Source organism: Micromonospora sp. NPDC003816 (genome assembly GCF_042874705.1).
Classification (GTDB): Bacteria; Actinomycetota; Actinomycetes; order Mycobacteriales; family Micromonosporaceae; genus Micromonospora.
Map to the genome: position 1 here is coordinate 1,105,749 of NZ_JBIANP010000001.1, position 11,760 is coordinate 1,117,508.

Annotated in this window: 11 protein-coding genes and 1 pseudogene; 9 read left to right on the forward strand and 3 right to left on the reverse strand. The window is 72.9% G+C overall.

Translation table 11 applies throughout. The features are described 5' to 3' along the window. The first annotated feature begins 194 nt into the window (after positions 1 to 194). Together ACFYTT_RS04700 and ACFYTT_RS04705 are read left to right on the forward strand one after the other, a co-directional pair. Complete coding sequence (locus ACFYTT_RS04700) at positions 195 to 1,379, forward strand: snapalysin family zinc-dependent metalloprotease (RefSeq protein WP_387257760.1); 1,185 nt, start codon at positions 195 to 197, stop codon at positions 1,377 to 1,379. Positions 1,380 to 1,528: 149 nt separating this feature from the next. Then, on the forward strand, positions 1,529 to 2,557 hold the full coding sequence (locus tag ACFYTT_RS04705; RefSeq protein ID WP_236145905.1) for a TRM11 family methyltransferase: 1,029 nt from the start codon (positions 1,529 to 1,531) through the stop codon (positions 2,555 to 2,557). A gap of 50 nt (positions 2,558 to 2,607) precedes the next feature. Here the strand turns inward: ACFYTT_RS04705 and ACFYTT_RS04710 are convergent. Both ACFYTT_RS04710 and ACFYTT_RS04715 read right to left on the reverse strand, forming a co-directional pair. Then, positions 2,608 to 4,323 (reverse strand): annotated as a pseudogene (locus ACFYTT_RS04710) (sulfatase-like hydrolase/transferase); the annotation flags it as partial. A gap of 62 nt (positions 4,324 to 4,385) precedes the next feature. Further along, the gene (locus ACFYTT_RS04715; protein WP_176094086.1) at positions 4,386 to 5,189 is read right to left on the reverse strand and encodes a CDP-alcohol phosphatidyltransferase family protein; all 804 of its coding nucleotides are present in this window, start codon (positions 5,187 to 5,189) and stop codon (positions 4,386 to 4,388) included. Between the two features lie 93 nt (positions 5,190 to 5,282). On the opposite strand from ACFYTT_RS04715, the gene ACFYTT_RS04720 reads away from it, so the two are divergent. From ACFYTT_RS04720 to ACFYTT_RS04750, 7 genes are all read left to right on the forward strand, one after another. Continuing rightward, entirely contained in the window at positions 5,283 to 6,263 is a 981-nt protein-coding gene (locus tag ACFYTT_RS04720) for a zinc-binding alcohol dehydrogenase (RefSeq protein ID WP_387257762.1), read from the forward strand. Positions 6,264 to 6,266: 3 nt separating this feature from the next. Beyond that, positions 6,267 to 6,692: a 6-carboxytetrahydropterin synthase gene (locus ACFYTT_RS04725; protein WP_131057553.1), complete on the forward strand. Its 426-nt coding sequence runs from the start codon at positions 6,267 to 6,269 to the stop codon at positions 6,690 to 6,692. Positions 6,693 to 6,732: 40 nt separating this feature from the next. Next, a complete protein-coding gene (locus ACFYTT_RS04730) occupies positions 6,733 to 7,770 on the forward strand; it encodes a glycosyltransferase family 4 protein (RefSeq protein WP_387257764.1) in 1,038 nt (345 codons plus the stop codon). Between the two features lie 40 nt (positions 7,771 to 7,810). Beyond that, a complete protein-coding gene (locus tag ACFYTT_RS04735; protein ID WP_131052900.1) occupies positions 7,811 to 8,632 on the forward strand; it encodes a class I SAM-dependent methyltransferase in 822 nt (273 codons plus the stop codon). 62 nt (positions 8,633 to 8,694) lie between these two features. Beyond that, positions 8,695 to 9,657, forward strand: a complete 963-nt coding sequence (locus ACFYTT_RS04740; RefSeq protein ID WP_131052901.1) for a lysylphosphatidylglycerol synthase domain-containing protein — start codon at positions 8,695 to 8,697, stop codon at positions 9,655 to 9,657. An 11-nt stretch (positions 9,658 to 9,668) separates the two neighbouring features. Then, a complete protein-coding gene (ribA, locus tag ACFYTT_RS04745) occupies positions 9,669 to 10,301 on the forward strand; it encodes a GTP cyclohydrolase II (RefSeq protein ID WP_387257766.1) in 633 nt (210 codons plus the stop codon). Next, positions 10,298 to 11,005, forward strand: coding sequence for a dihydrofolate reductase family protein (locus tag ACFYTT_RS04750; protein WP_131052903.1), 708 nt, complete (start codon positions 10,298 to 10,300; stop codon positions 11,003 to 11,005). Before ribA ends, ACFYTT_RS04750 begins: the two co-directional genes overlap by 4 nt. On the opposite strand, the gene ACFYTT_RS04755 is transcribed toward ACFYTT_RS04750, so the two are convergent. Beyond that, positions 10,972 to 11,742 carry a class I SAM-dependent methyltransferase gene (locus ACFYTT_RS04755; RefSeq protein ID WP_387257767.1) on the reverse strand — a complete coding sequence of 257 codons (771 nt, stop codon included), beginning with the start codon at positions 11,740 to 11,742 and terminating at the stop codon, positions 10,972 to 10,974. The genes ACFYTT_RS04750 and ACFYTT_RS04755 overlap by 34 nt on opposite strands. Between the last annotated feature and the right edge of the window lie 18 nt (positions 11,743 to 11,760).

An 11,760-nucleotide genomic window follows, 5' to 3' on the forward strand; every position in this document is an offset into this window, starting at 1 on the left:
CCTCGGGTAAGCAGGGGTCCCCTGCTATGCACCAGGCGTTAGCAGGGGACCCCTGCTTGCGCGTGACACGCGATTAACAGCTCCCGGGCGGTATGACGCTTTCGCGATGACATCGGACGGGAGGCGGCCATTAATATTCACGCACATCGATCGCGGCGTATCGGCGCGCCGCGCAGTCCGCAGGGGAGTACCTGATGATCCGACGACAACTGCTGCGCGCGGCCACCGCCGCGCTCGCGGCGGTGCTGGCGGCGACCGGCGTGCAGGTGGTCACCGCCACCGGCGCCGCCGCGGCCCGGACCGTGTACTACGACGCCAGCCGGGCCGGCGAGTTCCGGACCAACTTCGACCAGGCCGCCCAGATCTGGAACAGCCGGGTGAGCAACGTCCGGCTGGTCCCGGGTACGCCGGCCAACGTCACCATCCTGGTCGACACCGGCTGGCCCCGGGCGCAGGTCACCGGGCTGGGCTCCGGCCGGATCTGGATGGGGTGGCAGGCCGTCGACCAGGGCTATAACCGCACCCGCATCGCCACCCACGAGTTCGGCCACATCCTCGGGCTGCCCGACCGGCGTACCGGGCTCTGTTCGGACCTGATGTCCGGCAGCAGCGCCCCGGTCTCCTGCACCAACGCCAACCCCAGTGCCGCCGAGGCCAGCCGGGTCAACCAGCTCTTCGCGGGCAGCCGCAGCACGGCCGACGTGGCGCAGTCGTACACCTGGAACGAGGACGGGGAGTTCGGCACCTTCGTGGTCGGCGGTCGGCCGGCCACCGAGAACTACCCGTGGCTGGTCTACACCTCCGGCTGCACCGGCACGCTGATCAAGGCGAACTGGGTGGTCACCGCCAAGCACTGCCCGACCCCCTCGTCGGTGCGGGTGGGCAGCGTCAACCGCAGCAGCGGCGGCGTCGTGGCCGGCGTGAGCCGGGCCGTCAACCACCCCACCATCGACGTGAAGCTGTTCCAGCTCTCCAGCTCGGTCAGCTACGCGCCGGCGGTGATCCCGTCCACCTCCGGCGCGGTCGGCACCGCCACCCGCATCATCGGCTGGGGCCAGACCTGCGCGCCGCGTGGCTGCGGTTCCGCGCCGGTCACGGCGAACGAACTGGACACCTCGATCGTGGCCGACAGCCGGTGCAGCGGCATCAACGGCCCGTACGAGATCTGCACCAACAACACCAACGGCAACGCCGGGGCCTGCTACGGCGACTCGGGTGGCCCGCAGGTGCGCCGGGTCAACGGCGTGTGGCAGGTGATCGGCGCGACCAGTCGGGCCGGCAACAACAGTTCCACCTGCGCCACCGCGCCCTCGATCTACGGTGACCTCCCCTCCATCCGTTCCTGGATCAACACCCAGGTCGGCGGCCTGCCCGTCTGACGAGTCCCGCGATCATGGAGTTGTGGTGCCCGGACGGCCGCGAGGTGCGGCGTACGCGGTACCACAACTCCATGATCGCGTCAGGGGGCCGGGGTGCAGGTGGGGGGAGCGGGGGCGTGGGATAGTGCCTGGTTGTGGAGCGGTATGGGGTGTTGATCCTGCCTTCGAGTAACCGGGTGTACTCGGGGGCGGCGGTGGAGCTGACGCGGGCCGAGCTGGAGATCTTCGGCAGCAGCGTGCTCGGTGGACGGATCGGGGCTGTGGAGACGGTCGCCGTGGGCGGCGTCCCGTACGTCACGTTCGAGGTCGACGGCGGACTGAGTGAACGGGACGCCGCGCTGCTGGCCAACCTGTCCAGCGCGTACGCGCTGTTCGGGTTCGTCGGTGACCTGCTGCGGCCGGTGCCGTTGACGCCTCTGGACCGCTTCGACGACGACCTGATCACCATCCAGAAGTACCCGGGAAAGACCAACGAGCAGTTCACCAAGCTGTTGCTCAATGTCACCCTGCTCGCCTCGGCCTGGGCCGACGACCTGCTCACCCGGCGCTTCCGGGTGCTCGACCCGCTCTGCGGCCGGGGCACCACCGTCAACCAGGCGATGATGTACGGCTTCGACGCCGCCGGCCTGGACCGCGACAGCAAGGACTTCGAGGCGTACCAGACGTTCCTCAGCACCTGGCTCAAGCGCAAGCGGGTCAAGCACCGGGTGCTGGAGTCCGGGGCGGTCCGTCGGGAACGCAAGGTGGTCGGCAAACGGCTGCGGGTCGAGGTGGCCGCCTCGAAGGAGGCGCAGAAGGCGGGCGACGTGCAGACCGTGGACGTGGTCAGCGCCGACACCACCCGGGTCGGGGAGTTCTTCCGCCCGGAGACCGTCGACGTGGTGGTGGCCGACGCCCCGTACGGGGTGCAGCACGGCAGCCGTACCGCCGAGACCGGTCTGGCCCGCGACCCGCTGGCGCTGCTCACCGCCGCCGTGCCGGGATGGGCGCGGTTGCTGCGCCCCGGCGGTGCCCTCGGCATCTCCTGGAACACCAACGTGGCCCGGCGGGAGGCCGCCGCCGAGCGGCTGACCGCCGCCGGTCTCGACGTGCTCGACGAGGGCCCCTGGCAGGCCCTGTCCCACCGGGTCGACCAGGCGATCGTCCGCGACGTGCTGGTCGCCCGCAAACCCGGCTGATCCGTGGTCCCGCACCGGCCGTCAGCGGTCGGTGCGGGACCACGGGCAGGTCAGCGGCCCTGCGCCTGGGAGCGGGAGTTGCCCGGCCCGAAGGTGGTCAGGAACCGGTCGCGGAAGGTGTCCATCCGCCAGACCGGGGCGTCGGCGTCCGGGGTCAGACCCTCCTGCCACTTCCAGTCCTCGATCTGCGCGAACACCGCCGGGTCCTTGGCCACGATGTGGATCGGTACGTCGGGGCTGGGGTTCTCCCCGGTCACCACCGGCGCCGGCTGATGGTCGCCGACGATGACCATCACCGTGTCGTCGTTGCCGTACCGCTCCAGGTAGGAGACGAGGGTACGCAGCGTGTAGTTGATCGAGTGCCGGTAACCGGTGCGGGCCTGCGCGGCCGGGGTGCCGATGATGCCGCGCTGGAACACCTCGCCGTCGTCGATGTCGTCCCAGTCCACCACCGACGGCACCTTGGTCCAGGGGGAGTGGCTGGAGACCAGCGCCAACTCGGCCATCACCGGGCGATCCCGGGGGGCGGCCAGCTCCCGCTGGTGGAACTGGTGGATGGCGAACTGGTCGGGCATCGGCGCGAAGGCGAACTTCGGCCCCTGGTAGCCGAGGTCGGGCCCGCCGTAGAACTTCTCGTACCCGTAGAACGCCCCCTCCGGCCAGGCCTGGTTGACCGCCGGCATCACGCCGACCGTGCGCCACTGCGCGCGCTGGAACGCGTCACCCAGGGTGAACCGGTCGGTGGCGAGCAGGTTGCGGTGCCGCTGGTTGTTGTCGATCCAGAGCCCGGAGAGCAGGGTGGCGTGCGCCAACCAGCTCGCCCCACCGATGGTCGGCGAGGTGAGGAAGCCGCTGCGGGACGTGAATCCGGCCGCCGACAGGCGCCCGGCGCCCTCGTCGAGGACCCGCTGGATCGAGGCGAAGTCCGGATCGGCGACCGCGTCCCGGCCGTAGCTCTCCACGAAGGTGATCAGCACGTCCTTGCCGCGTAGCCCGGTCAGCAACTGGTCGCCGGGCAGGTCGCGGAACGGGTCCACGTTGATCTCCTCGGTGAACGCGGCCCGGTCGTGCAGCCGCGCGTACACCTCGACGGCGTGCTCCTGGACCAGGGTGGTCGCGTTGGAGTCGGCCACGTACACGCCCGGCACGATCCGTGCCCCGAAGGCGGCGAGCACCACCCAGACCACCACCAGCGACACGACGGCCCGGGTACTGCCGGTGCGGTGGCGGGCCAGCACCCCCGCCAGCCGGACCGAGGAGAGCGCGGTGAGCACGGGGATGCCCAGCAGCAGCAGTCCGACCCCGGCGGCGATCGCGATGGCACCCGGCCGGCCGACCGACTCGGCCACGAACGCGAACGCCGGGCCGAGCAGGGACCAGTCCAGCACCAGGTCGAAGGGGCGCCCCAGCGACGAGTAGAAGCCGATGTCACCGACCTTCACCATGGCGACGAGCCCGAGCAGTACGCCGGAGACGGCGGCCACCACCCGGCGGGGGCGGCCGGGCAGCGCCAGCAGGAGCGCGGCCAGCAGCAGCGCCTCCAGCGGGATCCGCAGGAACGTGCCCGGTTCCAACTGCCACGGCCGGTTGGGCAGCGTCAACGTGGCCAGCACCAGGACGGCGGCCAGCACGGTCACCACCCGGGCCAGCACCGCCCGCCGCCGGCTGGGCGCCGCCGCCGGCTCGTCGGTCGTCTCCGCCTCGGCGGCGGTCTCCGGTGCGGGCGGGGACGCGGGCTCGTGGTCCGGTCGCTCGGTCTCGGTGGTGCGGGCGTGGTCGGTGCCCGGCGTGGGGGCCGGGTCGGAGTTCGACAACTGCTTCTCCCGGGTCAGCGCAGCGACAGGACAGGCGCGGGTGGCATGTCGCGGTCCTCGATCCGATCGATCCGGCGAGCGACGACCGGCGCCGGCAGGACCACCACCGCGGGTACGATCCGAGGCGCGCGTTGCCGCCACAGCCACCCGACGTCCCGCCCGAACGACTCGACCAGCATGCCGAGCGCCGCCACCAGTACGAGAGCGGTCAACGGCCCGGGCAGCACCTGGGACGCGGCGACCGCGAGCATGATCCCTTGGACCGCGGCGACCACCTTACGCCAGTACCGGGGCGGCAGTTGCCGGTCCATCCACGGCAGTGCCCAGCTCGCGGCCAGGAAGGCGTACCGCATCAGGCCGATGGCGAGCACCCACACGCCGACGGACGGGGCGATGTAGAAGCTCAGCATCAGCACCAGGAACGAGTCGACCTCCATGTCGAACCGGGCACCGAGGGCGCTGACCGTGCCGGTGCGGCGGGCCACCTTGCCGTCGACGGCGTCCAGGGCCAGCGCCACCGCGGTCATCGTGACCAGCACCACCACCGGCGCCGGGCGGCCGGCGATCAGCGCGTCGGCGATCAGCGCGGTGACCCCGCCGACCAGCAGCCCCCGCCCCATGGTCACCCAGTCGGCGGGTCCGAGCCGGTCCGAGCCGGATCGGCGCAGGGCGCGGACGAGAACCGCGCAGGTCACTGTGCCGTACGCGAGCCCGGCCACCCAGCCGGCGACCCCGATACCGACGGTCGCGGCGAGCCCCGCCAGCAGGACGATCTGAACGATCAGCCCGATTTGCGGACCGGTTCGAACTGTGGACACCGTGCCTCCGTGTTTATGATCGACGACCCTGTCAGAGATGTACGGAAAACATCACGGATCGGTTCGGTCCGGACCCAGGCAAAGGAGAACTCGGTGACCCGAACGGCTCGCGCCTTCTGGCTCAGCGTGCCAGGCCGTGGTGAGATCCGCTCGGTGACCCTCCCGACGCCCGGCCCGGAAGAGGTGCTGGTCCGGGCGCTTTTCTCGGGCGTCAGCCGGGGCACCGAGACGCTCGTCTTCACCGGCGCGGTCCCCGAGAGCCAGTACGACACCATGCGCGCCCCGTTCCAGGAGGGCGACTTCCCCGCCCCGGTCAAGTACGGCTATCTGAGCGTCGGCACGGTCGAGCAGGGGCCGGAGCGGCTGCGCGGGCGGACGGTGTTCTGTCTGCACCCGCACCAGAGCGCGTACGTGGTGCCCGCCGACGCGGTCACGGTCGTACCGGAGGACGTGCCGGCTGCCCGCGCGGTGCTGGCCGGCACGGTGGAGACTGCGGTCAACGCCCTCTGGGACGCGCCGCCGCTGGTCGGCGACCGGGTCACCGTGATCGGCGGCGGCATGGTCGGCTGCGCGGTGACCGCCCTGCTGGCCCGCTTCCCCGGGGTACGGGTGGAACTCGTCGACACCGACCCGACCCGGGCCGGGATCGCCGCCGCGCTCGGTGTGGACTTCGCCACGCCGGAGACCGCCACCGGGGGACGCGACCTCGTCGTGCACGCCAGCGCCACCGCCGCCGGACTGCAACGCGGCCTGGACCTGCTCGCGCCCGAGGGGACCGTGCTGGAACTGAGTTGGTACGGCGACCGCCAGGTGCAGCTCTCGCTCGGTGGCGCGTTCCACTCGGGGCGGTTGACCGTCCGCAGCAGCCAGGTCGGCACGGTCGCCCCCGCCCGGGGCGGCAGTCGCAGCTACGCCGACCGGATGGCTCTCGCGCTCGACCTGCTCGCCGATCCGGCGTTCGACGCGTTGATCACCGGGCGGTCGCCCTTCGCGGAGCTGCCCGACGTCCTGCACCGACTGAGCGGGGGCAGCCTGCCCGCGCTCTGCCATCTCATCACCTACGACGGGGAGTAGACCGTGTTCAGCGTGACCGTCCGTGACCACATCATGATCGCCCACAGTTTCCGGGGCGACGTCTTCGGGCCCGCCCAGCGGCTGCACGGCGCGACGTTCGTGGTCGACGCCACCTTCCGCCGTCCCGACCTCGACGCCGACGGCATCGTGGTCGACATCGGACTCGCCACCGACCAGCTCAAGGCCGTGCTCGGCGAGCTGAACTACCGCAACCTCGACGACGAGCCCGCCTTCGCCGGCACGAACACCACCACCGAGGTACTGGCCAGGACCATCGCCGACCGGCTCGCCGACGCGGTGGCCGCCGGCGCGCTCGGCGCGGGCGCGCACGGGTTGACCGGGATCACCGTGACCCTGCACGAGTCGCACGTGGCCTGGGCCGCCTACGAGCGGTCACTGCCCGGCGGGTCCGGCGGGGGCGCCGCCTGACGTGGTCGTACCGCATACGCCCGCGTCGGGCGAGGATCACGTGCCGGTTCTGCACGTGATCCTGCCCGGTGACATCGACGACCCGGCCGCACCCAGCGGAGGCAACGGCTACGACCGGCGTGTCTGCGCCGGTCTGGCCGCCGCCGGCTGGCCGGTGCGCGAGTACGCCGTGCCCGGGGGCTGGCCGCAGCCGTCCCCGGTCGAGCAGGCCGCGCTGGCCGAGGTGCTGGCCGGGCTCCCCGACGGTGCCCCGGTGCTGATCGACGGCCTCGTCGCCTCGGTGGTCCCGGACGCGCTCGTGGCACACGCCCGACGGCTGCGCCTGGTCCCGCTGGTGCACCTGCCCCGCGACGACGACGCCGAGGCCCGCGCGCTGGCGGCGGCCACCACGGTCGTCGCCACCAGCGCCTGGACGCGCGACCGGCTGCTGCACCGGTACGCGTTGCCCGCCGACCGGGTGCACGTGGCCGCGCCCGGGGTCGACCCGGCTCCGCCCGTACCCGGTTCGCCGGAAGGTGCGGCACTGCTCTGCGTCGCGGCCGTCGCCGCGCACAAGGGCCATGATGTGCTGGTCGAGGCGCTCGCCGCGGTCGCGGACCGGAACTGGACGCTGACCTGCGCGGGCCCGCTGCACCGGGACCCACCCTTCGTCGACCGGCTGCGGGCCCGGCTCGCCGAGCACCGGCTCGCCGACCGGGTACGACTGGCCGGCCCGCTCACCGGTGACCGGCTCGCCGCCGCGTACGCCGCCGCCGACCTGCTGGTGCACCCGTCCCGGGGCGAGACGTACGGGATGGTGGTCACCGAGGCGCTGGCCCGAGGCATGCCGGTGCTGGCCTCGGCCGTCGGCGGGCTGCCCGACGCCCTCGGTCACGCCCCCGACGGCGTACGGCCGGGGCTGCTGGTGCCGCCGGAGGACCCGCAGGCGCTGGCCGGGGCGCTGCGGCACTGGCTGGACGACACGGCCCTGCGGGCACGCCTGCGCGAGGCCGCCCTGCGGCGTCGGGACACGCTCGACGACTGGACGGCCACCACCACCCGGATCACCACCGCCCTCAAGGAGGCATTGGCGTCATGAACGAGCGTCAGCGAGTGAATCATCGGAGCGGAGTGCCGGCATGAGCTTCTCGCTTCCGCCGGGCTTCGCGCAGTGGCTCTCGCTGCGCGAACCCGCCGACGTGGCGGCCCGGTCGACGGAGCTGGTCGACGCGGTCCGGGCCACCCTGACCGACGGCCCGTACCTGGTGCGCGACTTCGGCGCCGGCACCGGCTCGCTGGGCCGCTGGCTGGCCCCGCTGCTGCCGGGCCCCCAGCACTGGGTGCTGCACGACCAGGACCCGGACCTGCTGGCCCGGGCCTGCGCCGACATGCCCACCACCGCCGCCGACGGCAGCGCGGTCACGGTACGCGCCGAGGCGGGGGACCTGACCCGGCTGACCGACGGTGACCTGGCCGGTACCGCCCTGGTCACCGCGTCGGCGCTGCTCGACATGCTGACCGCCGAGGAGATCGACCGCATCGTGGCGGCCTGTGTCGGTGCCGGCACCCGGACGCTGTTCCTGATCTCGGTGACCGGCGGGGTGCGGTTGACCCCGTCCGACCCGCTGGACGACGAGGTGGCGGCGGCCTTCAACGCCCACCAGCGGCGGGCCGTGGCGGGCCGGCACCTGCTCGGCCCGGACGCGGTGCAGGCGTGCACCGCCGCCTTCGCCCGGCACGGGGTGCCGGTGCGGGTGCAGCCCAGCCCGTGGCGGCTCGGGCCGGACGAGGCCGACCTGGCCGGGGAGTGGTTCGCCGGCTGGCTGGACGCGGCCCGCGACCACCGGCCCGAGCTGACCGACCGCACCGAGGAGTACGCGCGTCGTCGGCGCGAGGAGGCTAGAACCGGTCGTCTCGGGGTACAGGTCGATCACGTCGACCTGCTCGCGCTGTGCCATTGAACCGGTGGCCGGCCGACTACGTGCGTACAGTCAGGGAAGATCGCCATGCCGGGGAGGCACGCGTGGGGGATGTAGCTGGTGGCGCCGTCTCCACGGCCGCCCCGGCGGGTCGGTCGTTCTGGGCTTGGGCACGACTGGCGCTGGGACTCGCCGTGCTCGTCGGGCTGCTGCTGTGGCTGGGAACGGGACCGTTCCTGGCCGGACTGCGGCTCATAGACGCACCCGCGTTGGGTGCCGCGCTCGCCATCGGCCTGTTCACCACGGTCTGTGTCGCCTGGCGGTGGAGCCTGGTCGCCGGTGGTCTCGGCGTCGGGCTGCCGCTGCGGGAGGCGGTCGCGCACTGCTACCGGGCGATCTTCCTGAACGCCACGCTGCCCGGTGGGATCCTCGGCGACGTGCACCGGGCGGTACGCCACGGCCGTGACGTCGGTGACGTGGGACGCGGCATCCGGGCGGTGGTCTGGGAGCGCGTCGCAGGTCAGGTAGTGCTGGTCGCGGTCGCGGTGGTGCTGCTGTTCGTGTTCCCCTCGCCGGTGCGGCCGTACCTGCCGGTGGCGACCGCCGTCGCGGTCGCGGTGCTGGCCGGCGTCGTGCTCACGGCCCGGATGCTGCCGCAGTCGGGCGCCACCCGGGTCACCCGCGCGATCGGTACGGCCGTCTCCGACGTGCGCCACGGCCTGCTGGGCCGACGCACCTGGCTGGGTGTGCTGCTCGCCTCCGCGCTCGCGATCGGCGGGCACCTGGCGACGTTCCTGGTGGCGGCGCGGACGGCGGGCTCCACCGCGCCGCTGACCCTGCTGCTGCCGCTGACCCTGCTTGCCCTGCTCGCGATGGCCGTGCCGGCGAACGTCGCCGGTTTCGGTCCGCGCGAGGGGGTGGCCGCGTGGGCGTTCGCCGCCGCCGGCCTGACCGCCGCCGAGGGGGTGGCCGCGGCGACCGTGTACGGGGCTCTCGTGCTCGTCGCGAGCCTGCCCGGAGCGGCCGTGCTGCTGGCTCGACGTGTTCGTGTACCCGCCACCGTATGACGAGGAGACCCATGTCCGACTCACTGCCTCTCGCCTCCATCCGGACGCAGGTCACCGTGCCGCTGCGGTTCCCCGACGGCTACGCCACCACCGCCCGGTTGTTCACCTTCGACGGCCTGGTCGACGGCCGGGAACATCTCGCCTTCGCCCTCGGGGACGCCGAGCAGGGCGGGGCCGTGCCGTTGGTCCGCCCGCACAGCGAATGCCTGACCGGTGACGTCTTCGGCAGTCAGCGCTGCGACTGCGGCCCCCAGTTGCGGGAGGCGGTGCAGCGGATCGCCGAGGTCGGCGGGTACCTGCTCTACCTGCGGCAGGAGGGCCGGGGCATCGGTCTGTACGCCAAGCTCGACGCGTACGCGTTGCAGGACGCCGGGCTGGACACCTTCGAGGCCAACGTGGCGCTGGGGCACGAGGAGGACGAGCGCGACTACACCGTGGCCGCGCAGATGCTCGTCGCGCTCGGTGTCGGGCCGATCGCGGTGCTCAGCAACAACCCGGAGAAGACCGAGCAGTTGGGGCGCCTCGGGGTCACCGTCACCGAGCAGGTGCCCACCGGTGTCTTCCTCTCCCCGGCCAACGCCGACTACCTCGCGGCCAAGGCCAACCGCGCCGCCCGTACCGTCGATCTTCCCTTCGTCCGGTGACCGGCCCGGCGACGGCGCAGCGCCCGTACGTGCTGCTCAGCTGCGCGACCTCGATCGACGGCTACATCGACGACGCCACCGAGGAGCGGCTGCTGCTCTCCAACGACGCGGACCTCGACCGTGTCGACGCGGTCCGTGCCGACTGCGACGCGATCCTGGTCGGCGCCGGTACGGTCCGCCGGGACGATCCCCGGTTGCTGGTCCGCTGCGACCGGCGTCGGGCCGAGCGGGTGGCCCGGGGCCTGCCGGAGTCCCCGACCCGGGTGACCCTGACCGGCTGCGGCGACCTGGACCCGACCGCCCGGTTCTTCACCGTCGGCGACACCGACCGGATCGTCTACAGCGCCAGTGGCGCGCTGGAGAAGACCCGGCACCGCCTCGGTGACCTGGCCACCGTCGTCGACGCCGGTGACCCGGTCGACCTGTCGCGGGCCCTGGCCGACCTCGCCGACCGGGGGATACGGCGGCTCCTGGTGGAGGGCGGCGCGGTGGTGCACGGCCAGTTCCTCGCCGCCGGGCTCGCCGACGAACTGCACCTGGTGGTCGCGCCGTTCTTCGTCGGGGACCGGCGGGCACCCCGGTTCGTCGGTGAGGGCCGGTTCCCCTGGCATCCGGGCCGGCGGGCCCAGGTGATGGAGGCGCGTCAGATCGGGGACGTGGTGCTGACCCGCTACGCCCTGTCGGAGCGCTGCCGGCCGGCGTGACCGGTGCGCCGTCCCGCCCGGCCCAGCACCAGCGTGGTGCGCAGGTCGAGGAGGACAGTGCCACCGAAGTCGTCGACCAGTCGGCCGAGGACGGTCAGACCAGCCCGTTGCTGCTCCGGCGACCGGGAGAGGTACGGCCCGAAGGTGCGCACCAGGTCGAGATAGCGTTGCCGGTCGAGGGGCAGCTCGCGTCGGAAGACCTCCTGGCGGACGTCGACGAACTGTCCATGGTCGACGATGTCCTGGTGGAACCAGTCCGTGGGCCGCTCCCGCACGGTGGGGTCCAGGGCGTGCAGTGCCGATCGGATCGCCGCTCGTTGGCCGGGGTCGGTGTAGTCGTAGCGGTGCCCGAGGACAGCCAGTGTGCCGCCGGGCGCGAGTGCCCGCCGTGCGCGTGCGTTGCGGGTGGCCGGATCCAGCCAGTGCCAGGCCATGGCGCAGGCCAGCACGTCGACCCCACCGGCGGGTGGCGACCACTGGTCGAAGGTGCTGACGTGGAGGCGAACACCGGGGTGACGCGCGGCCAGCAGCGCCGCCATCCGGGGATCGGGCTCGATGCAGGTCAGGGGTGCGCCGATGCGGGCGAGCGCGGTCGTTGCCTTGCCGGTGCCGGCACCTATCTCGACCACGGACGCGGGCGTGCCGCCGTGGTAGGCGACGATCTCCCCGGCGATCTCGGGCGGATAGCCCGGCCGGACGGTGTCGTACAGGTCGGCCACCGATCCGAAGACGTCCACCACGGCACTCCTCTCGAT

Excerpts from the sequence above, each read along its gene's own strand:
- ACFYTT_RS04700 (WP_387257760.1), top strand. The coding sequence starts at position 195 with ATGATCCGACGACAACTGCTGCGCGCGGCCACCGCCGCGCTCGCGGCG.
- ACFYTT_RS04735 (WP_131052900.1), top strand. The coding sequence starts at position 7,811 with ATGAGCTTCTCGCTTCCGCCGGGCTTCGCGCAGTGGCTCTCGCTGCGC.
- ribA (WP_387257766.1), top strand. The coding sequence starts at position 9,669 with ATGTCCGACTCACTGCCTCTCGCCTCCATCCGGACGCAGGTCACCGTG.